Annotated in this window: 20 protein-coding genes; 8 read left to right on the forward strand and 12 right to left on the reverse strand. The window is 40.2% G+C overall.

Annotated features, from left to right (window positions below):
* The first annotated feature begins 145 nt into the window (after positions 1-145).
* A complete protein-coding gene (locus L2D08_RS19830; protein ID WP_242236468.1) occupies positions 146-535 on the forward strand; it encodes a VOC family protein in 390 nt (129 codons plus the stop codon).
* 1,210 nt (positions 536-1,745) lie between these two features.
* The gene (locus tag L2D08_RS19835) at positions 1,746-2,036 is read left to right on the forward strand and encodes a hypothetical protein (protein WP_242236469.1); all 291 of its coding nucleotides are present in this window, start codon (positions 1,746-1,748) and stop codon (positions 2,034-2,036) included.
* Between the two features lie 160 nt (positions 2,037-2,196).
* On the opposite strand, the gene L2D08_RS19840 is transcribed toward L2D08_RS19835, so the two are convergent.
* From L2D08_RS19840 to abc-f, 3 genes are all read right to left on the reverse strand, one after another.
* The gene (locus L2D08_RS19840) at positions 2,197-2,376 is read right to left on the reverse strand and encodes a DUF2187 family protein (protein ID WP_242236470.1); all 180 of its coding nucleotides are present in this window, start codon (positions 2,374-2,376) and stop codon (positions 2,197-2,199) included.
* A 233-nt stretch (positions 2,377-2,609) separates the two neighbouring features.
* A complete protein-coding gene (locus L2D08_RS19845; RefSeq protein ID WP_242236472.1) occupies positions 2,610-3,764 on the reverse strand; it encodes a glucose-1-phosphate adenylyltransferase in 1,155 nt (384 codons plus the stop codon).
* 731 nt (positions 3,765-4,495) lie between these two features.
* Positions 4,496-6,139 (reverse strand): ribosomal protection-like ABC-F family protein, encoded by a 1,644-nt coding sequence (abc-f, locus tag L2D08_RS19850; protein WP_242236473.1) that lies wholly within the window; start codon positions 6,137-6,139, stop codon positions 4,496-4,498.
* 438 nt (positions 6,140-6,577) lie between these two features.
* Here abc-f and L2D08_RS19855 point away from each other — a divergent pair, with 438 nt between their 5' ends.
* A complete protein-coding gene (locus tag L2D08_RS19855; RefSeq protein WP_242236475.1) occupies positions 6,578-7,060 on the forward strand; it encodes a DUF2798 domain-containing protein in 483 nt (160 codons plus the stop codon).
* A 94-nt stretch (positions 7,061-7,154) separates the two neighbouring features.
* On the opposite strand, the gene L2D08_RS19860 is transcribed toward L2D08_RS19855, so the two are convergent.
* Both L2D08_RS19860 and L2D08_RS19865 read right to left on the reverse strand, forming a co-directional pair.
* Complete coding sequence (locus tag L2D08_RS19860) at positions 7,155-7,823, reverse strand: response regulator transcription factor (protein ID WP_242236477.1); 669 nt, start codon at positions 7,821-7,823, stop codon at positions 7,155-7,157.
* Entirely contained in the window at positions 7,816-9,207 is a 1,392-nt protein-coding gene (locus tag L2D08_RS19865) for a sensor histidine kinase (protein WP_242236478.1), read from the reverse strand. The genes L2D08_RS19860 and L2D08_RS19865 overlap by 8 nt, the downstream gene beginning before the upstream one ends.
* Before the next feature lie 151 nt (positions 9,208-9,358).
* Here L2D08_RS19865 and L2D08_RS19870 point away from each other — a divergent pair, with 151 nt between their 5' ends.
* Together L2D08_RS19870 and L2D08_RS19875 are read left to right on the forward strand one after the other, a co-directional pair.
* The gene (locus tag L2D08_RS19870; RefSeq protein ID WP_242236479.1) at positions 9,359-9,940 is read left to right on the forward strand and encodes a YdhK family protein; all 582 of its coding nucleotides are present in this window, start codon (positions 9,359-9,361) and stop codon (positions 9,938-9,940) included.
* 595 nt (positions 9,941-10,535) lie between these two features.
* The gene (locus L2D08_RS19875; protein WP_242236481.1) at positions 10,536-11,309 is read left to right on the forward strand and encodes an STAS domain-containing protein; all 774 of its coding nucleotides are present in this window, start codon (positions 10,536-10,538) and stop codon (positions 11,307-11,309) included.
* Between the two features lie 343 nt (positions 11,310-11,652).
* On the opposite strand, the gene L2D08_RS19880 is transcribed toward L2D08_RS19875, so the two are convergent.
* The gene (locus L2D08_RS19880; RefSeq protein WP_242236483.1) at positions 11,653-12,477 is read right to left on the reverse strand and encodes an STAS domain-containing protein; all 825 of its coding nucleotides are present in this window, start codon (positions 12,475-12,477) and stop codon (positions 11,653-11,655) included.
* Positions 12,478-13,400: 923 nt separating this feature from the next.
* Between L2D08_RS19880 and L2D08_RS19885 the strand changes: the two genes are divergently transcribed.
* Positions 13,401-13,952 carry an MEDS domain-containing protein gene (locus L2D08_RS19885; RefSeq protein ID WP_242236484.1) on the forward strand — a complete coding sequence of 184 codons (552 nt, stop codon included), beginning with the start codon at positions 13,401-13,403 and terminating at the stop codon, positions 13,950-13,952.
* A 263-nt stretch (positions 13,953-14,215) separates the two neighbouring features.
* Here L2D08_RS19885 and L2D08_RS19890 read toward each other — a convergent pair whose 3' ends face one another.
* Entirely contained in the window at positions 14,216-15,091 is an 876-nt protein-coding gene (locus tag L2D08_RS19890; RefSeq protein ID WP_242236486.1) for an NAD(P)-dependent oxidoreductase, read from the reverse strand.
* A gap of 376 nt (positions 15,092-15,467) precedes the next feature.
* Between L2D08_RS19890 and L2D08_RS19895 the strand changes: the two genes are divergently transcribed.
* The gene (locus tag L2D08_RS19895) at positions 15,468-16,448 is read left to right on the forward strand and encodes a zinc-binding dehydrogenase (protein ID WP_242236488.1); all 981 of its coding nucleotides are present in this window, start codon (positions 15,468-15,470) and stop codon (positions 16,446-16,448) included.
* Positions 16,449-16,565: 117 nt separating this feature from the next.
* On the opposite strand, the gene L2D08_RS19900 is transcribed toward L2D08_RS19895, so the two are convergent.
* Entirely contained in the window at positions 16,566-17,261 is a 696-nt protein-coding gene (locus L2D08_RS19900; protein WP_242236490.1) for an EF-hand domain-containing protein, read from the reverse strand.
* Between the two features lie 410 nt (positions 17,262-17,671).
* On the opposite strand from L2D08_RS19900, the gene L2D08_RS19905 reads away from it, so the two are divergent.
* Positions 17,672-19,906, forward strand: coding sequence for an RNA degradosome polyphosphate kinase (locus tag L2D08_RS19905; protein WP_242236492.1), 2,235 nt, complete (start codon positions 17,672-17,674; stop codon positions 19,904-19,906).
* Positions 19,907-20,162: 256 nt separating this feature from the next.
* Here the strand turns inward: L2D08_RS19905 and L2D08_RS19910 are convergent, their stop codons facing one another.
* The 4 genes from L2D08_RS19910 to L2D08_RS19925 all read right to left on the reverse strand — a co-directional run bounded on the left by L2D08_RS19910 (position 20,163) and on the right by L2D08_RS19925 (position 22,716).
* Positions 20,163-20,801 carry an O-methyltransferase gene (locus L2D08_RS19910; RefSeq protein WP_242236494.1) on the reverse strand — a complete coding sequence of 213 codons (639 nt, stop codon included), beginning with the start codon at positions 20,799-20,801 and terminating at the stop codon, positions 20,163-20,165.
* A 46-nt stretch (positions 20,802-20,847) separates the two neighbouring features.
* On the reverse strand, positions 20,848-21,174 hold the full coding sequence (locus tag L2D08_RS19915; protein WP_242236496.1) for an antibiotic biosynthesis monooxygenase: 327 nt from the start codon (positions 21,172-21,174) through the stop codon (positions 20,848-20,850).
* Positions 21,175-21,257: 83 nt separating this feature from the next.
* A complete protein-coding gene (locus L2D08_RS19920; protein ID WP_242236498.1) occupies positions 21,258-21,638 on the reverse strand; it encodes a hypothetical protein in 381 nt (126 codons plus the stop codon).
* A 217-nt stretch (positions 21,639-21,855) separates the two neighbouring features.
* Positions 21,856-22,716: an EamA family transporter gene (locus tag L2D08_RS19925; protein WP_242236500.1), complete on the reverse strand. Its 861-nt coding sequence runs from the start codon at positions 22,714-22,716 to the stop codon at positions 21,856-21,858.
* Between the last annotated feature and the right edge of the window lie 78 nt (positions 22,717-22,794).

Here is a 22,794-nt window from a genome sequence, read left to right on the forward strand (position 1 = left end):
CTCATGCATGCTGTCCATTTTTAATGTTTAAGCTTTGTTAAAGGCGGCTGTTGATTTTCCTGTTAACTTAACGGCGCAGTGTTTAAGAGGATTTTTCTTTTAAATAACGAATACTTAAAGTAAAAGTGGAGGAGTGATGAAGTTTATGATCAGCAAAATCGGACAAATTATGTTGTATGTAAACAATCAAGATGATGCAGTGAATTTTTGGACAGAAAAAGTAGGGTTTCACGTCATTTCTGAAGAGAATAATGGACAAGGAATGAGATGGATCGAAATAGCTCCAACAAAAGATGCAGAAACAAGCATTATTCTGCAAAATAAAGAACTCGTTGCTAAAATGTCCCCCGGGTTAAATCTTGATACTCCTTCATTGATGTTTTTTACTGCAGATTTCGACCAGTTATATAACAACTTATCAAATAAAAATGTTACAGTCGGAGAAATAGTCAATATGCCTTCTGATAAAGGAAGAGTATTTAACTTTGCTGACAATGAAGAAAATTACTTTGCGGTACTGGAAAAAAACCAGTAATCTATGTTTTCCTAAAAGCTGCGTTAACCGAAGAATAAAGCTCAAAAAGCCGTTTAAAAAACGGCTTTTTTTATTTAAAAACCAAAATGGAGTAAAACACGGCTTGATTTTAATATAGACAAGTTTTTTCTAGATATCGCCTTTCAGCTCTTTCACTTTTTATACAAATACGTTTTTACTATATCATGTCCAGGAAGGCAACTTTGATCTTTCTTAGGCAACAGCTTCTCTTGCACAACTATCTATCCCAGCACTCGTATTACCTTTTGTATATATGTATATTTATATATACGTATATTTGTATACATATATACACGAGACCTCTCTATTATAATAAAAACTGTGTCCATTTACTCGCTGTTTTCATTTAAAATCCCCTCCCTGTAATAATCCATCAAAAAAAGCGATTACTAAAAAAGGTGACTTTTCGTCTTATTTCTTGTCACGCCCTCTTCTGTATAAAGCGATTCATAGTAAGCGCTGTCAATAATTACCGATCGTTTTTACAGTGTCTTTCTTTTCTAATTCAAATAGTAAAGTGAGAAAGCGTTTTTGTATTTATCCTTTGGCGACTACTTTGTACATTTTCAAGCCACATTGACGAAAAATCTTCTTTTAAAAAAGAAAAAAGCCAGGCGGGAAACCTGACTGCAGAATTGTTTTAATGGATTGAGGTCGGGATGGTTGTACGAAACAGTATTAGCATAAACAACAGCAGCTTCATTCATACAAATAAAAAGCTACTCACCTTTAATCCTTTCCAGCTTACCTTTCTCCTTTCTGAACGATATAAAGAAACATTACGGGAAACAATCCCCTTCGCAACACTGCATACTATATCTGTCTTGCTTACCGAAGCAACATCATATCATCATTATTGTTCTTAAACACAACCTCATATTCATTTTACGTTTTGTATATGTATCTACACGCGTATATCCGTCTACTTCTAATAAAAATATGATATTACATCTCTATCTCCCTTTTCTTCATAGTCAGTTCTTTTTTAAAAGAGGAAAATCACTACTAAAAAACAAATTCCACGCAATAGCCAAGGATTTGCTAAGAGCGAATACAGGCGAATAACCAGATCCGGCTTATTGCAATAATCCATCCTTTTGTATGTTGGCCCCGCATAAGTTTTCATTTTCTCTTTATAATAAATGTAAAACCGAATGAACGTAGTTTAAATAAAGGGAAGACGACCTCTGTGAATAAAAAAGCGTTAAGCGAACAAGAATGGGTATATGATTATGTTAGAAACCGACAGGATCCCCTGCCTCTTGTTTTGGGTACAAGAGGCACCTGGGGCGTAGGCGGAAAAAAGAGCATTATCCTAGTGGCTTTTACCGTACCGGATATTATCGTTTTGAGAGACCTGCATAACGCGGCTCAAAATCCCATCCGGAAGATGACATATAAGGATATTGTTTATTTTGCGGTTAATATCGTGAACAAAAAGCAAGTGGAATCCATCATGGATGACTGGAAAGAAAGATAACTGTTTCAGTATTTCCTCCTTTTATAATCATCTGTGCTTTACCGTAGAAAGCTTCCTTAAAGCCTTTTCGAGGATAAGATTATTAGATACTTATCAATGAGTATTCTACAAAAAACAAAAGGGCAAACAGACATTGAAGCCTGTTTGCCCTTTTTCATTATTAAGAAACAACTATGTACCTTTTATGATTAACCACCGTGCGGTTTCCTTCATATTCAAGTGGCGTTTGATTTTCCGTAATCGCCACAATAACCGAGTTTTCATTCACTTTTTGAACGACGCCTTTGATTCCATTATGGAATTCAATAATGCTGCCTACTTCCGCTATCTTCTTTGACATCTTTGTCATCCTTTCTCATCAAACGAAACCAGCTTTTATATGTTTGCTTCCGATATCTTTGTAAGATTGTCCTGATACACCCAATGAAACATAGAGCTCCATTTCACTGGGCGAAAGGATACTGTTGAATTTATCAGGATTCAGCCAGCTATTCTGCCAAAACGCTTGGACAGCACTTTCCATTCCATACGCTAGAAAGCCGGCTCCCCCAAGGTGTCTGCGCTCAATTACGCTTAGACGTTAAGTGATTCTTTTGCATGGGCCGCCACAAAATCCTTCGTGATCAGCAAGATGTCCGCCGATTCATTCCGAATTACCATGTTTTCCGGCACTTCAACGTTTTCCATCACAATTGCCCGCTCAATAAACGCGCCTTTTCCTATGTACGCATTTGGCATCACCACTGAATCTTTCACAACCGCTTTTGCATCAACAGTTACATTCTGAGATACGACAGAGAATTGAACTTCGCCGTCAATGATACATCCTTCATTTAAGATGGAATGCTTAACACAGGCATTTTTCCCTGTTACCTGCGGCGGCAGGCTCTTGCTGGCCGAGTAAATAGGCCAGGAACGATCATGCAGGTTCAGCTCATTTTCATCGCTTAGCAGATCCATATGGGCTTCCCAAAGGCTTTCGATTGTGCCTACGTCTTTCCAATAGCCTTTAAACGGATAAGCAACTAGTTTTTGCTGATCTTCAAGCATGGCTGGAATTACGTCTTTTCCGAAATCATTAGAAGAATCCGGATTGCTTGCATCCTGTTCCAGATATTTCTTTAAAACAGACCATTTAAAAATATAAATGCCCATTGAAGCCAGGTTACTTTCCGGTTTCTTTGGTTTTTCATCAAAGCGTGTAACCTTGTAGTTTTCGTCTGTATTCATAATGCCAAAGCGGCTTGCTTCGCTCCATGGCACTTCAATGACAGAAATGGTTACATCTGCTTTTTGTTTAATATGGTAGTCCAGCATTAAATCGTAGTTCATTTTATAAATATGATCACCGGATAAAATGAGTACATGCTCCGGATCATATTGCTGGAGATAGTTGAAGTTCTGATAAATGGCACTCGCTGTACCCGTGTACCAATTGATTTCTGAAGCACTAGCATAAGGTGGAAGAACCGTGACTCCCCCGCTGCTGCGGTCCAAATCCCATGCCCGGCCATTTCCAATATAAGAGTTTAAAACAAGCGGCTGGTACTGAGTTAGAACGCCAACTGTTTGGATACTTGAGTGAGCACAGTTTGATAATGGAAAATCAATAATCCGATACTTCCCGCCAAATGGCACCGCTGGTTTTGCAAGATTTTCTGTCAGTTCTTTTAATCTGCTTCCTTGTCCACCCGCCAAAAGCATGGCAACGCATTTTTGTTTTGTCATGTTGTTCCATCTCCTTCTCTCTTCTATATATTCATTTTGACCTAGCATGCAGGTTAGCTGGATTCCGCGCATCACCTTGTAAGCTCCACTTAATAGGTTTCTACATTTCCACATTCGACAATAATAGACAAAATATTTTATATATTCTGATAAGTCGACAAACAAATAGAGCATGACCAAAAAGAACTCACCCAATGGGCTGGTTCCTTCTTCGCATAATTCCCTATTAAAAAATCATTTGGATGAAATACTGGTTAAAGAATAGTTTTATATTTTACAGGGATGTACCTGGATTGCATTAAAATGCCTAAGATACATCTATAAGCCCAGCTATGAAAAATGATAGAAAGCTGGTTAAGTGGAAACATAAAGGAGTTTTAAAGCGGTTTCATTACTGTGCTTATTGTACAAGGATTTGTTTGGAATTACAATATTTTTCTAAAAAAGTATCTATATTTAAAAAAAGGAAACCCGTTAAAGTCAAAAGCTGTTCTTATCGTTATCCGTTTGATCAGGATCCACTGGCCGAAAACTGGAGATTGTAATAAAAGATGAAAGAGATGCTGACATAGGCGTGCAAGCAGCTGGATACGCATAGAATCTTTCAGCCTCTTATCCTCCTTGTTACTTGTCAGCGTTTATGAACAACTAAATCAAACTTAGAAAGACCCTTTCGACTTTGTATGATTCCTTCTTCAACTGGAGTACCTTCAGTTGAAGAAGGAACTTTTTTATAAGATTCTTTGTGAAAGTTTATTTATTTGCTTCGTAAGTTCATTGAATTTCTGGTCAAGCTCTGCGTATGCTACATCCTTTGGGGTCATAAAGCTCAGCTTTCCTAACACTTCTTGTCTTTCTGTTTCAAGCTTTAACCGTAATTCAGCCAGGTTATCTCTTTTGGGCTGCACTTTATCCAGTTGTTTTTGCACAGTGGAATTCGTTATAACGAGTTTACTGCTGGTCGTTTTTTCTACAAAATGCTTATCATGAGAAACAACGATTAATGTTCCGTTATACTGCGCCAGGGTATCTTCCAGCTGTTCACGTGACGGCAGGTCCAGGTGATTGGTCGGCTCATCTAAAATAAGCACATCTTTTTCCTCTAAAATATATTTCATCAACTTGCACTTCACACGCTCTCCCATGCTCATATGCCGAATGGGTTCCGTCCATTGAGAAGCTGTAAATCCTAAATGCTTCATTAAAGTTTGAACCCTTCCTCTTGCCTCGAATGTTTCCTGGACAAAAAGCTGCTCTGGAGTTTGGTCAAGCGGTAAATCAAACACTTCCTGAGTTAAATAGCCAACATTTGCAGACGGTGACATCCATACATTGCCTTCAGCCGGTTCCTGTCCAAGCATTATATTCAATAATGTGGTCTTACCGCTGCCATTTGAACCTGTGATTGATACCTTTTCGCCATGCTGAATCGTAAAATTAACGTTTCTGAAAAGTGTTCGTCCGTTAAATGACTTTGTTACATTTCTGATTTCTAAAAAGCGTTTTCCTGTCTTATGGTCTGATTTGATGGAAAAACGCACAATATACTCTGGCTCAACCGGTTCAACTTTTGCCCTTTGGAGCTCCCTTTCCAAACGCTTTTGTTTTGATTTTACTTGAGTGTCCATTCGCTTTGCTTTTGCCCGGTAGTATTCTTTTACTCCTTCCTGTTTCGTTGATTGTGCATGGGCTTTTTGGGACCAGGAAGTAAGATTATGCATTTGGTCTTCGATTCGTTTAACCGTTTTTTGCTGCTTTTCATATTCCCCTTGCTGAGTGAGTCTTTTCTGTTTACGATCCTCCATATAGCTAGAATAATTTCCTTTGTGTTCTACAAGCTTTTTTCCATCGATGGACCAAATTTTCGTAGCAACCGCATCCAAAAAATGACGATCATGCGAAACCAACATAATGGTGCCTTTATAATGTTTAATTTGTCTGGCGAGAAAATCTATACTTTGTTCGTCAAGATGGTTTGTCGGTTCATCTAATAATAAAAGGTCGGCATCTTTTGAAAATCCTTGGGCAAGCCGTGCTTTCAATTTTTCCCCGCCGCTTAAATGCGAGTACTCCTGTTCTGGCACACCCCATTTTTCTAACAGCCTGGCCTCGGAAGGTGTTTTATCTTTAAACGAATGTGACTCGGTTTCTTGTTCCACCATGACCACTTTCGGATCTCGCTGCAGCCACTCTATATGCCCTTGTGTTGGGGTCAAGTCACGATGGATTAATTGCAGTAAAGTGGATTTTCCCGCACCATTTTTACCAATTAAACCGATCACATCCCTTTTTTGAACGCTTGCATTTGCTCTCTCAAAAACCTTGAAGTCCCCTATTTCATAACCCATATTGGATAACTTTAATAATTCTTTCATACCCTCGTCCCTTTCATTAAAGGGAGAATAAAAAAATCCTCCCAGTTAGTTGGAAGGATTAGCCGTACCTTTGCATGATGAAATAAGCTATTTTCAATAATAGCTGTATAACGTATTGAAGATGGGCAGACTAATCCTATTTTTTGTGATTTGAAATATACGGTTTCAAATTCGAAAAATAAGATTAGTTAATCATCGTCCACCCGTCATTCCTTTCTGCCTGTTAATTAAAATTATTGTAGCACAAGCTTATTCCTAAAACAAAAGGAAATGACAACATCCATGCGGCATTTCCTTAAATCAGCAAACTCTTCTTTCTTGTTAAACAACGATGTCACTTACTTATTTCCTAATATAAAGTTCACAAATTTGTCACTTATGCAAAAAAATTTAGACCGATATAATTACATTTATCTCAAAAAGGAAGGATGTTTTTGTTTGCCTAGTAATAAAAAAGAGGGTATTATTTTTGGGTCATTTATGTGTTTTGGAATGGTTCTCATTATGTCCGTTTACAACACAGCTTTACATGGCTTTTCAACATTTACACCAGGAAGTGCCGTAGTTCAGTTTCTTGTCACGCTGATTATTGCCTTTGTCGTAGAATCATTCGTGGAGCCGATCGCACGCAAAATTGCTTTATCACTCCCTTATGACAAATCGAAAGAAATCAACTTTATTGTGGCACTTTCCTGTTGTATGGTCCCTGCAATGGTTCTCATTATGTCTGTATACGGGCTTGCTTTAACAGCTTTCATGTCAGAAATTGAAGGTTCGATTTTCACAGCCTATCTTAAAACAGTTGGTTTAAATTTTGTCGTGGCACTCCCAGCGCAGTTACTTATTGTTGGGCCAATCTCACGCTGGCTATTAACTAAATACGTTAAACCATCCACGCAAAAAGCGAAACTAAGCGCGTAAAGCAGGCTGCTTTTTTGCAGCCCGCTTGTTTTAGGCAGAGCTTCTAAAATACATTTTAATGAGATCTTTTCCTTTACACCTTATTCTCTATTACTCAATTTACCCATTTATACCCAATTCCCCAGACTGTTTGAAAATGGTCATCAATAGGAAATCCAGCTTCACGGATTTTTTCTCGGATATTCCGCACATGGGAGTCAACCGTCCGCCCTTCTGTTTCGGTATCGTAACCCCACACCAGTTCTAACAGGTGGCCACGCTCGAATACTTTATTTGGGTGCCTCATTAAAATACCGAGCAGAGAAAACTCCTTTCGCGTTAAGCGAACGGATTTCCCCTCATAAGAGACTTCAAACTGTTCTTCCTCCCACCTCAGGCCGTTTATCTGAATGTTTTTTGATGGAACGCTTCTCCGCAAAAGTGCTTCGATCCGGGCAAGAAGTTCCTGTTCACCAAAAGGTTTGGTTACATAGTCATCTGCTCCAAGCCTAAGACCTTTGACGACATCTTCTTCCTGCTGGCGGGCCGTAAGCATGATAATGGGCACGGCGGAGAAAGATCGAATTTCCCTGCATACTGCCCATCCGTCCATACCTGGCATCATGATGTCCAGCATAACAAGGTCAACTGCTTCCTTTTTCATCAATACGAGTGCTTCCTCACCATTTCTGGCTTTCAGACATGTATAGTGGTATGGTTCCAGGTAAAGGGCAATCAAATCGAGCATCCGCTGCTCATCATCAACTAATAAAATTTTAACCATTTTGGTCCTCCTTGCGCTTAAGCCGAATTGTTGCTTCCGTGCCAATTCCCATTTCGCTATGAATTTCAAGCAGTCCGCCATGTGCTTCGACAATTTCTTTTGCAATCGATAAGCCGATGCCAAATCCACCACTTTCCCTAGATCGTGATTTCTCCACACGATACAGACGGCCAAAGATAAGTGGTATCTCTTCTTTTGGAATGCCGATACCTTCATCTCTCACTTGAATCGTCACTTCATCACTCTTCTCGGATACAATGATAGATACACGCGAACCCGCCTCTGAATATTTGCGTGCATTGTCGAGCAGATTGAGCAGCACCTGCTGCATCCGCTCCATATCGATCAATAGGCGAGTACCTTTATCTCCTGATACTGATAGTGATTTTCCTTCCCGTGCAAAGGCGGCACTGACAAAATGCACCGTAGATTCAAGCAAGACATCCAGAGACTCTTCTTTTTTAGAAATGTGAAATTCGTGGCGATCCATTTTAGCCAGCTCAAACAGCTCTTGGATAAAGCCTGTTAATCGAGCCGTTTCTTCCTGAATAACCGCAGCATATTTCTCTTTTTCGCTTTCAGACAAGCCGGGTCGGTTTAAAATGTCCGAGTAGCCTTTTATGTAGGTTAACGGTGTGCGCAGTTCATGCGAAATGCTGCCCAGGAATTCATGCCGAGTCTTTTTCAATTGATCAAGATCCTGTGATAGCTTCGTAATTGAAGCCGCCAATTCACCCAGTTCGTCATTCCGGTCAATCATCAAGTTTACGTGGTGATTGCCAAGGCTCAGTTGTTCCGTCGCTTTTTTCATTCGAATAAGCGGGAGCGTAATCAGCCTGGACAACCCCATAATTGTTACCACAGTTAACACCACTGTCATGACGCCTATCCAGAAAAACTGCTGCTGCAGATTCCCCACCATTCGTGCAATACCTTCTGTGCCGGAAAACATAAACACATGTCCAAGATGCTCCCCATCTTTCATTACTGGGCTATCGGAGGCAATGTATCTTTTTTCATTCCAATGTGTTTCAACTACTTTACCGCCAGCAGGCATGGATAAAAAATTCGTGTTATTTATCACAGCGTTCATTTCCGGTTCAATCGGGTCAGAGTGGATTAAAACCTGCCCTTTTGCGTCTGTCACGATTACAATGAGACTCGATGCAGCTTCCATCATTCCTACATGTTCTATTGTTTCTTCTTCAAAGCTGGATGCTAAGACAGCGCTGTGTGTTTCTCCTCTTGCCAGCAAACTCTCCATTACTTCGTCCACCCGGTCATTTACCAGCGTGGCATACAGTGTATAAAACAGAAGTGACTCAATCAGCAGGATGCAGGCAAAAAACAAAAAACCGATTTTTAATGATAATTTTGTAAACACGGGGTGCCCCCTATTCTTCCAGATCGTTCTGTCCTTATTATAGAAGGAAGTTATTCATTTTTCGTGCAGAAAAAATAAAAATGCACAAGAACTGCAAAAAGTTTGGATAAGATAGGCAGGTAGATACCATTAAAACGAAAGGATGGTTTTAATGAACAAAAAAACAGGAAAATTACTTGGCACAGCACTTTTCGCCTCATTTTTGCTTGCAGCCTGCGGTGACACAGAAGAAGCAAATGTGGAGTCCGAAGCCCAACCAGCGGAGCAAATGGAAGAGGAAGATGGACATTCTGGACATAACATGAATCACTCTGGCAGCGGCCAGGTTCCAGAAGGCTTGGAGGAAGCAGCAGACCCTGCTTATCCAGTCGGCTCTACAGCCATCATTCAGCATGGCCATATGGATGGCATGGAAGGCGCGGAGGCCAAAATTGTTGGTGCATATGATACGACAGTTTACACCGTTTCATATACACCAGCAAATGGCGGCGATCCAGTTGAAGACCATAAGTGGGTCATTCATGAAGAAATTGAGGATGCCGGCGACAAACCTTTTGCAGCTGGAGACGAAGTAACGCTTGCAGCAGATCACATGGAAGGTATGAAAGGTGCCCCAGCTATGATCGATTCTGCGGTTGATACTACTGTGTATATGATCGATTTCACTACAACGGATGGTGAAGAAGTGACGAATCACAAATGGGTAACAGAAGATGAATTAACTGCTGAATGAATGAAAGCCATCTAGACATTCGTTTTTACAATGTTTGGATGGCTTTCTTTCTCTACTTTTGTACGCCTTGTTGTTTCTCCTCAAAGTTTTACTTAAGAAAAGTGAATCACCTCTACTATTTTAATGACAGATAATTGTACTCATTTTAAAAGCAAAATACCTGAGTTTCTTTCTACTAACCTGCTCTGGGGTTTAAAAAGAAAAAAATTCCCCCGGTTGTCGAAAGAACCTTCACTTAGTCGTTTTCGTCAACGTTTACTATATTGTATGGGGAGTGTTTGCATTAAACATTTAAGTATAGTGCCTTTTAACTAAGGGTTCATACTTGCGCTTAACAAGTTTACAAGTAATATCAAACATTCTTTGTGTTACGAAAATAAATTTATTTTATACGGTTGTGTGACATTTTTTATTTGCAGCTCAAGTCTTATATTGTTTTCGACTAAAATAAAAAGCAAAACAAGCTCTAAACATCTGGTTGTATTTTCGCTAAAATTCAGGTTAACCGGTGTGTATATGTTGAAGTTCACGTTATAATAAGGTCAAGAGACGGACCAGCTTATTGCGAAAAATTCATATAAATAGGAGGAGACCGATGAGTACCCACGGAAAAATACCAGAAAACATTTCTCCTCTGCATGCGTTAGACAGTATAGGAGAAACGATTATTCTTGCAGACAAAGAATATAATGTAGTATGGATGAATGCTCAGGCCCACCAGGTTCTTTCAACAGTGGCTCCTTTATTTGGACTGACAAGCAGCCGTGACATGATTGGGCTAAACATGAGTCGTTTTCATCGCAAACCGGAACAGCAGAAAAAATTTATGGACGAGCTCTCCGGCTCCCATAGAGCTCGCATTACCATACGTGATCAGTTCGTTGCAGATATTGTGATTACGCCGATACAAAAAGGCATCCAGCCTGTTGAAGGATTCGTCGTGATGCTTATGGATGTGACGACGAAGGCAGAGGAAGAAAAAGAGAAAGAAAAGCTGATTAAGGCTTTGTCCACTCCTATATTGAAGATATGGAGCAATGCCATTGCATTGCCCTTGATCGGTGAGTTTAACGTAAACCGGTTTGACTTGTTGATTTTTTCCATATTAGAAGAATGCAGCGCTAACCAGATTGAGTTTGTGTTATTAAACTTGAGTGATTTGTATACATTTGACAATGATGTAGAATATCAAATGCAAAAATTAATTGATTGCGTGAATTTAATTGGCGCTCAATGTATTCTTGTCGGTATTCCTCCTGCATTGGCCAGATTAATGACCCATTTAAACAGGAATATATTGATATTCAGCACAACATATGAGGGCTTAAAATATATTATTAAAGCCGAAAAAGAGCAGTCATGTTTTTGAAGACTTTTATCGCCCATAAAACATCTAACATGACATCATCACATGTGTATTATCTGAAAACTGAACTTGTAGATATTTTATCGAACTAACTTTTTCTCTACTTATTCACAGGAAAAGCGATTTTCCGACTGTTGCTTTTGCTTTCACTTTGTATATTCATGTACCTTATTATCCAACGTATTAAAGCATAACGGTAATGCACAGCCCACATAATAAGTGCAGCATAAATAGAACAATACTGCATGGGGAAAGCCCTAGATTTTCAGCATCTAGGGCTTCTTTTTGGCTGCTTTAGTTTTATTTCCTGCAGTTTATTCTATTAAGGCATCTAGATAAATTTCAGCTAGCTTATTAAATATTCTTTTAATGCCTGCTGCAGCGTGCCCAGTGTTTTTGTATTAGGATCAAATGAGCGTCCCATATGTATCATTTTTCGTACTACTTCTGCTCTTAAACCTGTAATAACTGTGTTACATCCCATGAGGGAAGTGCCGTTAATAATTTTCGTTAAATGATCAATGACCTCAGGTTCCATATCTGCGATTCCTGATAAATCCATGATCAAAGTCTGTATACGTGATAGCCCAATTTCGGTTAAAACCTTTTCTTCAAGAATAGACGTTCGAAACGTATCAACCGAACCAATCACAGGGAGGATACAAACAGAATTGTTAATTGGAATAATAGGAACGGATAGATTTTCAACCAGCTTTCTATGAACTCTAATTAGAGAATCCTTATATGTAGAGTAACTAATAAAAAAGGCATTTAGAAACGCATCCACTTGATTATTAATTTCTTTCTCTAACCGAAAAAAATTCGACGTTACCTGTTCACCTGTTAAGTCGTTATACTGTTTTATAAAGTTCCATATCGTTCTGCGGATGGCCTGCACCCACTCTAATTTAAAGGACAGGTCAATGGAATGAGTGGCCCATGCTATACCTTCCTGTTTGGCAAACAATTCAAGCTCTTCTACTTTTCCATCGAGAATATAAACAACCACCTTATGAGCATTATTCACAAGGTCAATATTGCCAATGGATAAAATTTCATCGATTTTGTTTTTAACGTTAACAGCCTCTTCTAATAACTTCTCTTCAAATTTCTGACTATTTATCTCGAAAAAGGCTTGTAGTTTAAATGAAGGTTGAAATTCTTTTTCCATTATATTCTCCCCTTTATGTAAAACATGTAAAATTAATAACACTTTTATTAAAGCACACTATTCAGATAATTAAAATCCGATATTTCAATGGTTTTAACAGTTTTTACAGTGTATTTCGTGTTTGTTTGTTCTTTTATTCAATTGATAGGCACGTTAGTAAAATAACGCAGAACCAGTTGCCTTCACAGACGGCATACGTAACGAAGGTACTCTTATTCACAAGGAAATAGCCCTTTTTCGAATAACTAAGAAGGATTTACAATACAACATATTGAATATTAAAGTTGTATTTAACTAGATATATTGAATACAATTGGAGGATCTTTTTTAGCAGTAAAACAAGGACAAAACACGGTAAATCCAATTTGAGACCTCGAACAAATCCAGATAACAAGAGAATATCTTCTTCATTAATCTTACCGGGATTACTTTTTATTTACCTTTAGTATTAATTCAGGATTGCGCATCAATGATATCTTAAAGCTTCGGGCCATAGACGTACGAAACACTGATTACTTACAGGTTAAAGAGAAAAAACGAACCAGTTCCGAAAAGTCCGCATGACAAGTGCGGTGAAACAGGAAATAGAAAAATATACACGTCAGATGGCAGATTTTGATCTTTTATTTCCTTCTCGAAAAGGCACCGGCCCCATTGGAGTAAAACAGCATGGCGAATCATTAACAATGCTGCACAGGTGTGCGGCATTGAAGGAGCGACCGGCACGCATTCCATGCGCAAAACGTTTGGCTACCACTTTTACCAGCAAACAAAAGATGTGACCACCCTCTCAACAAATCTTTGGCCATTCAGCCCCATTGGTCACGCTTCGCTACATCGGGGTTAGTCCTGAAACGGCAAATCAGTTGCTTGAGCAGTTTTGTCTATAAACATAAAAAAATTCATTACAAGGGGCGGCTATTATGCTAATAGAAAAAAAGCCAGAACTAAAAAGGACTTTAGAGACAATCAACGGGCATATCTTTTATTCTTTTCAAGATCCAAATAAGTATTTAGAAAATGCGATCACCTACGTGGTCTCAGGCATTGAACAGGGCAGCCATGTTTTAATGGTTGAAAACCAGAGATTTCTCTCCCTTCTTCAGCAAAAGCTGAAACCAATCTTAAATAAAGAGCAGCTGTCCCGCATTCATTATACCAATAATTTTGATTTTTATTTTACGAATGGAACATTCAATCCTGTCGTCGTATTCGATCATTTTACGAAGTCCTTAAAACCCCACCTCGAAAGAAGTGAGCTAGTCCGAACGTGGGGACACGTAGAATGGAGAGATCTTCAGGATGCATACCGGGAAATAGAGCAGTATGAACAAAATGTAGATAAATTAATAGTTTTGAATGATATTACATCGGTATGTGCTTATAGCACGGGCAGAATAACAAAAGAATTTAAAAATGCTCTTTTGCAGTGCCATGAATTTTTCATGACAGATGATGAAATAGTTACAATTTAAAAAGGCAAAAATCCACCATTGAATCGAGTGCTTTGGTGGATTTTTGCCTTACTTGCAGAGGCAGACTTCTCTCTTCGTATATCCGTCCTTTAGTTGGAACTCCAACACGCACAGTTAAGCTAGAAGACAATAAGCTTAATCACTGAATTACAAGATGGCAAAGTTTCGAAAAGGTGGAAGTCACCCAACATCGCTTGGTCAAGACAGCTTTAATATATATTTTATATACTAAAAAGAAGCACCCGAAAGGATGCTCCTCTGCTTTACTTCTTGTTCTTGTCTTTTAACTCTAAATAAACGGCTGCCATATCCAATTGTGCTTTTCCATTTTCTTTGGCGGAACGGTAGGTCGTGTTCGTTACTTCGGCAAGCGGCAATGTAGTTTCCATTCTCTCTGCCTCCGCTTTAATCAAGCCTAAGTCTTTCGCCATCAGTTCTAACATAAAGGCAGAAGGAAATTCCTCTTTGCGATACATCTCTTTTTTCCCTTGGAATAATCCTGTATTCACTGCGGAAAAAGAGATCATATCCAACACTTTTTCCCTATCCAGCCCCGATCTGTCTGCAAATAATAAGGTTTCTCCAATCCCCTGTCCGATGATACCCAGCAGCAGGTTAATGGCTAATTTTGCAGAGCTGCCTTTACCGTTGGAACCAAAATAAATCGTTTCTTTACCCAAGATATTAAAATAAGGCTGGCACATTTCTACAGCCCTTTCATCTCCACCTGCAAGGATTACTAACTGTCCTGCTTTGGCTGGTCCTACTGAACCAGATACGGGTGCGTCTATGTAGATTCCGCCTTTTTCTGATACGAGCTTCGCAAATGAACTTGAATCTTCTGGTGAAATGGTACTCATATCTACTACCACCTTACCGGATTGGATCCCTTCTAATACACCGTTATCCTGCGTTAGAACAGACTGTACAGCATCTGCGTTCGATAACATCGTAAAGATAATATCCGATTGTTCAGCTATTTCTTTTGGCGAATGCAGGTTAACGGCTCCTGCTTCTATCAGAGACGTTGTTTTTCCCTGGGAGCGGTTATATACATTCACTTTATACCCTGCCTGTAAAAGATTCATAGCCATAGGTTCACCCATATGACCTAATCCAATCCAACCTAACGTATGCATTTCTATTCCTCCTGTTTAATCGGTTTAACCTTTGCTTCTAAAGCATAACATGATGAGGTCTCCTTCTCCTAACATGCACCCGGACCAGGGAGTTAGAAAATGATGAAACCGTCTACTCTGCTGTCCTTGTTTATTACAGAATGTTGCCCAAAGCAGAATACACCCATACAGAGAATGCACCAGGAGCAGCTTGAAATAGGGGAAAAAGCAAATCAATCAAGGATCTTTTCCCTGATTCGTTCTTATTCATTTATAAGCTTTTCATATGGTAAAATAAGCAAAGTCTATCGTTAACAGATACTAACATTACAAAAGCATATCCTTTTAGTCATGATAAATCATTCAAACAAACTAAACTTTTAAGGAGCGAATGTATATGAAAGCTTTGTTATTGCAGGAAAAAGGCAAATGGAGAGAAATGCAGGTAAGTGAAATAGCCCCTCCTGCTCCTGGCAAAGGAGAAATACTGGTTGAAGTGCATGCTGTAGGACTGAACCCAGTCGACTATAAAACGGCGACTGGCGGGCATCCGAATTGGACGTACCCTCACATTCTCGGACTAGACGTCGCTGGCGTTGTAGCTGAAGTTGGCGAAGGAGTGACACAGTGGAATCAAGGAGATAAAGTCGTCTACCATGGAGATCTTACCCAAAAAGGCGGTTATGCTGAATTTGCTGTTACCAACGCACACACTGTGTCGCGTATTCCAGAAGGTGTAACTTTTGAAAATGCTGCTGCCCTTCCGACAGCCGGTTACACTGCCTATCAGGCTTTACATGGCAAGCTGCCCCTTTCCCAGTTAAATACAATTTTGATTCATGGCGGAGCAGGCGGTGTAGGAGGATTTGCCGTTCAGTTAGCTAAGTTAGCCGGTAAAAAAGTGCTTACTACCGCTTCCCTTCACAACCATGAATATGTTAAGTCACTCAGGGCCGACTTTGTGATCGATTACCAGCAAGAAGATATCCTTGCAAAAGTGAACAGCATTACCGACGGAAGAGGAGTTGAAGCTGTTATCGATACGATCAGCAGACAAAGTGCAACAGAGGCATTGGACCTCATTGCCTTTTCAGGTCATATCGTACATATTGCCGGTGCCCCTGATTATACAAAAATCAAACCATTCACCAAATCTCTGTCCTATCACGAAGTAGCGCTGGGAGCCGCTCATCAATCAGGTGACATTATCGCGGAAAAAGCGTTAGCGAAAATAGGAGACGAGATGCTCTCTCTACTGGCTGAAGGTAAGATTTCGTCTATGTTAACAGAAGTTATTTCATTAGATGGAATTCCGAATGCGCTAGCGCGGCTTTCCGAAAGACATGTAAAAGGAAAAATAGCAGCTAAAATAAAATAAAAAACGTGGAAGATACTGTTTCCCAAACCCATCATTTCATAATAAAAGGCGCCGCAATTGCATATACGGCGCCTTTTATATTTTATAGAAATAGTGAAGTAAATGAAAAATAGTGAATTACTCTGCTTTAGCTGATTTGTTGAATCCATGCAGAGGCAGGTGATCAATACCGTACTCAGCCATCTGTGTTTCAGCTTGGTCAATCAGCTTCTGCGCTTTCGCTTTTGTATCGGCATCCAGGCCTGCTAGTAAATCTGCTATTTTATCATCGTCTTTGTCTGCTTTATCTGGAAGCGTCACACCAAGCTCTCTCAGCTGGGTTTGTGCTTCCTCAAATGTGATCGTGCCCGCTTTTACTTTATTCATAATCGCTTCTGCTTTTGCTTTCGTGTCTGCATCCAGGTCTGCAAACATGTCATGATCGCCTTTTTCTGGAAGCGTCACACCAAGCTCTTTCAGCTGAGTCTGTGTTTCCTCAAATGTGATCGTGCCGGCTTTCATTTTATCCATAATGGCTTCCGCTTTCGCTTTTGTATCCACATCCAGATCCGCAAACAAGTCCGCTTTATCTCCTCTTTCCGGCAATGTAACGCCAAGATCCTGTAATCCTGTTGTTAATTTATCCATGATCGCCTGCACTTTTTCTTGAGAAGCTGCATCTAATGTTGCTATTACATTTTTCGCTTTCTCTTCTTGAACCACTGCTGTGCTTGTTGTTGTATCTGTGGCTGCATAGGCGGAAACCGTACCTAAAGAGCCCAGTCCAATCATTCCTGCCATTGCTAGTCCAAATAATTTGTTTTTAGTTTTCATGTTTAAATTCCTCCTGAATAGTTTCGTTTCGTTTTGTGTGTACCTCCCCGGTACAAGGGCTACTTTACTCTTCGAAAGTGAAAATAGGGTGAAAAACAAAAAACAAGCAAAAACTTTTAAAAAAGTGTGATTTTTCCCAGAACCTTCTTGCAGTAAAAACCCGCACCCTCTACATTCATTGAGCCACAATCCTACATTCAGGCTGAACCCTTCTTTATTAAATAAAGAAGGGTTTTTATGTCATTCATTTTCTATAGGTCAAAAATCATTTAAATTCCTTAGAGAATAGGTGAATAATATGGAATATTTACATTAAATTTACAAAGGGTTTACTAATCATTTACAAAATAGTGTTATTTTAAAGTTACTTAACATAATTGGAATTTCAACCACAGGGAGATGAAGGCATCATGCAAACAGTAACTACAGCCATCAAAGAAAAAAACTTGGACAGTCCGTCTTTTTACAACAACCGGGAATTAAGCTGGCTCGGCTTTAATGAACGGGTGCTGCAAGAAGCGGGTGACGAACAAAATGCGCTGCTGGAACGCTTCAAATTTTTAGCGATTTTCAGCTCGAATCTTGATGAGTTTTTTATGGTGCGCGTAGCGGGCTTGCTTGATCAAGTAAAAGCCGGGTTTAACCGCCCGGAAAACAAAGCCGGATTAACACCGAAAGAACAGCTTTGTTTGATTTCCGAGATTACACATCACCTTGTGGGCAAGCAGGATGACGTATACTTGAATGAACTCACTCCTTTACTCGCAAAAGAAAACGTGACGATTGCCTCCATGGCAGAGGTAAGCACGGCTGCCTTTACCTATTTGGAAACCTTTTTTGACGAGCAAGTCTTCCCCGTTTTAACCCCAATGGCTATCGACGCATATCGCCCTTTCCCGATGCTTTTGAATAAATCATTAAACTTAGCGGTGATGCTGGAAGAAAACGAAAAAGGAAAAGCAGCGCCAGGTTCTTTAGCGGGAAAACTGACGATTGTACAGGTGCCTGCTGTTATAAACCGTTTGATTGAGCTTCCTGCAGAAAAAAAGGAAGCAAGGGTATTTGTCTTGCTGGAACAAGTGATTTCTGTATTTATGCCTAAATTATTTAAAGGATATGGAGTAAAATCCGTGACTCCTTTTCGCATTACGCGTAACGCCGATTTGACCATTCATGAAGACGAAGCGGAAGATTTGCTGCAGGAAATTGAAGAAGAACTGAAAAAACGGAAATGGGGAGCCGCTGTCCGGCTCGAAGTGCAGCACGACTGTTATGACGAGCAAGTGGTTGAGTATTTAAAAGAAGAGCTGGAAATTCACACTAAAGACGTATATGCCATTCAAGCTCCAGTGGATTTAACATTTTTATTTTCTTTTGCCAAAAGCATTCAAGCAACGCACGAACATTTGGCTGCCCCGTCATTTATTCCCCAGCCGCCGCAGGATTTAGAAGGAGAAGAAAACATTTTCAGCCAGGTTCTCAAGCAGGATGTCCTGCTGCATCATCCGTACGAGTCGTTTGAACCGATTGTTGATTTTATTTCACAGGCTGCTGATGATCCGGACGTATTGGCAATCAAGCAAACGCTGTACCGGGTAAGCGGCGATTCTCCAATTATTAAAAGCCTGGAGCGCGCTGCTGACAACGGCAAGCAGGTAACGGTTCTTGTAGAGCTGAAGGCCCGGTTTGACGAAGAAAATAACGTTCAATGGGCGAAGGAGCTGGAAAAGTCAGGCTGCCATGTGATTTACGGAATGACTCATTTGAAAACACATAGTAAAATCACGCTCGTTGTGCGCCGAAGAAAAGGGAAAATTGAACGGTTTGTCCATCTTGGAACCGGCAACTACAACGATGCGACTGCACGGATTTACACGGATATGGGGCTTCTAACCGCTGATGAACGAATTGGCATTGATGCCACCCATTTTTTCAATTCACTAAGCGGACATATGGAAAAACCGGACTACCATCATTTATCTGTTTCGCCTTTTGGCATACGAGATACATTCCTGCAATTAATTGACGAAGAGATTGCCGCTCATGAGCTGTTTGGAAACGGGCACATTATCGCGAAAATGAATTCGCTGACGGATAAAAAAATTATGATGAAGCTGTATGAAGCGTCCCAAGCTGGAGTAAAAATCGATTTAATTGTTAGGGGCGTGTGCTGCCTGCGGCCGGGGATTGAAGGGGTCAGTGAAAACATCCGGGTCCGGAGCATTGTCGGTGTGTTCCTTGAACACACACGAATTTATTATTTTCACCACAACGGGGAAAACAAAGTGTTTTTATCGTCGGCTGACTTGATGACCCGAAACATGGAAAACCGTGTAGAAATTATGTTCCCGATTTTAAAGCCGCATTTGAAAAAGCGGATTTATGACAGTCTGGTGCTTATGCTGCAAGATAACCGCAAGGCACGGGAACAGAACAGCGGCGGTCAGTATCATTACATAAAAAGAACGGATGGAGAAAAAGAAATCAACAGCCAGCTGATCTTGTGTGAACTGGCACAGCAAACGAAACTGTTTAATGATATTCCTGACGCATCTGCTTTTGAATTCAAACAAAAACTTGCGAGAATCGGCAGTTCCTCTGTGGCCAAACTGCGCAAAATGTACGGGCTGATTCAGCTGCACTAACAAGCCGGCATTCCCAAATGAATCGATCATTGTTTCTGTAAAGAAGCAGCGTATTAAAAAATAAAAGGCAGTTTACATTTCAGGCCGCCCATTTTAATAGAGCCTTCTGTTTTGTTCACCTTTAGCAAAAACAGAAGGCTTTGTCTGAAAACTGACACAATACCCTTTGTCATGATGTTTTTTACGCGTCATTTTTATAAAGAAAAACATGGATAGGATCACAGCTCATTGACCCAAGGTCCAGGTGAATACCCCCTTATTTCTTTACCCTTGAGAGTGTCATGCCATCACCGATTGGCATAAGCACGGATTCTAATTGCGGATGATGCGCTGTCCATTCATTAAATTTCTTCATGGCTTCCGTATAACGTTTAGGGGTTATACTCGAGTTCACTACACTGCCTTTCGCAAGCACGTTATCCGCGATGATTAATGCACCCGGTTCTGCCAGTTGAATGCAGTATTCCAGGTAATGCTCATAGTTTGCTTTATCGGCATCAATAAAGAAAAAATCAAATCGCTTGTTTTCGCCAGCCAGTTTTTCTAGACTTTCTAAAGCTGCCCCGGTCATATAGGATACTTGATCGCCAAAGCCCGCTTTAGCTAGATTGCTGTGTGCTAACTCTGCGTATCTCTCTTCTAATTCAAGAAACATTAATGTTCCTTCTTTCCCGAATCCTCTTGCCAGGCAAATGCCGCTGTAGCCGCCAAGCGCTCCTATTTCCAGCACTCTTTTAGCGCCTGAGATCGATACAAGCATGGTCAGCAGTTTTCCCGAAGAAGGAGATACTGATATAGAAGGCAGCCCGTTTTCTTTTATGGAAGCAATGACTTCTTTTAAAAGAGCGTCCTCTGTACAAAATACTGAATCGATATAGCTGTTTATTTGTTTCATGAAGTTTTATTCCTTTCCCGTCATGTTGCAAAGGCTTGCTACGAACTTATACAGATGCTTCTGCTTTTTTAACGGCTTTTACATCATACTTTCCGACTTCTGTATGAATGATGTATTCCGGTTTTGGCTGATTCAGCTTTGCTTTATGGCCGGCAATATGTGCATCACTTTTCTCCCATTGTTTCCAATGCGCCTCTGATTCCCAGGTGACTAAGACGATTACTTCTTCTTCGCCGCGTCTCACCTGCTTTACCAGCACCTTAAGGTCCATCAACCCTTCCTGCTGTTCAAGGATTCCTGGTTTACTGAACCGATTCACCACCTGCCCAGCATGGCCTTCTGTCACCGTCATTTTTCTTAATTGAATGAACATCATTTATCCCCCATTCTCTTTTTTTACGTACTCTTATGTTGGATCAACTGCACCTTTAGACCATAAAAGATCAGCCATTCCCGTTATTCCTCTTCACCCGGGCCTTTTTCTAATGCTTCTTCCTCATTTGCCGGAGCATCATGCCGCTTGATTTCATCTTCATGAATTTCAAACAACTGAGTAAATTCATTTATAATCGTTTCCACTGCTTTTAGTTCCCCCACCAAAATGGGATTAATGGATTGCAGCTCGGGGGTTTCTAATTGCTGTTTTAATGTGGCACGTTTTACATTCAGCCTGTCTAAAAATTCAATCGCTCTTCCCCGGCGGAACGTTTTGGCACCGCCACGTGGATGATCCTTACGCCTGTGGCCGCCGCCTCTATGATGATGTTCTTCCCGGTGATGTTCATGGCCGAAAGGTCTTTCATCCCGGCGATATCTTTTGCCATATTGATCTCTCATATTACCTCTCCCTTTCTGTATACAAATGTATACAGATCCATTGTATACATTTGTATACAGAAAAGTCAACTTGTTCTTGCCACTTGTGTTCTCCGTGCAAGTAAGAAAAGCCGTAATACAAATAGTTAGGTTTAATAAAACAAAAAACCCACTTGTGAATAGTGGGCTTTTTGTTTTGTCTGCCTGGACAGCATAATACCTATCATTTATTTTGTATTTAAAAAACGAGTAAAATCGTGCCAATGGTAATAATCAGACCGCCTATAATCGTTTGTTTTGCTGCTTTTTCCTTTAAGATTACGAAACCGAGGACCATGGTGATGACCACACTAAACTTATCAATGGGAGCGACAACAGAGACTTTGCCAATAGCGATCGCAGCGTAGTAGCACAACCAGGATAAACCAGTTGCAATGCCCGACAAAATTAAAAAGAGGTAGCCTTTATTTGATATAAGTTTCATTTCCCTAAATGTACCTTTAAAAAGGACAATCGCCCAGGCGAATAGAAGAATGACGATCGTTCTTAAAAAAGTAGCTACATTAGAATCGACACCTTCCATTCCTATCTTTGCCAGGATGGTCGTTAATGCCGCAAAAATAGCTCCTAAAATGGCGTGCACGATATAAAACTGTGAACCGGAAAACCGTTTCTTTTCTTCATTTTTTCCAATCAAAACAAAAGTACCTACAGCGATAAGCGCTCCTCCTGCCATAATATGCGGAAGCGCCTGTTCCCCCAGCATCAAAATTGAAAACAGGATGGTTAAGACGACGCTTGATTTATCAATGGGCACTACCTTCGAAACATCACCCATTGCAAGTGCCCGAAAGAAAAACAGCCAGGATAACCCCGTTGCCAGACCTGACAGGATAATAAATAGAAATGCTTTATGAGAAATCTCGGGTATTGTATCAAACTGTCCGGTTATAAGTACGATCACAAAAGCCATAATTAAAACAATGACTGCCCGGATCGCTGTAGCCAAATTGGAATTCACATCTTCAATGCCGATTTTGGCCAATATACTCGTTAATGAAGCAAATAAAGCCGCAATGAATGCCAGCGTTATACTCATGTTATGACCTTCTTTTCTTCTGTTTTGCCCTGTTTTCTATACATTTTCTCATGCATTAACATTTGAGCTAGTTTGCTC

The sequence above is a fragment of the Domibacillus sp. PGB-M46 genome, from assembly GCF_022668875.1.
Classification (GTDB): domain Bacteria; phylum Bacillota; class Bacilli; order Bacillales; family Domibacillaceae; genus Domibacillus.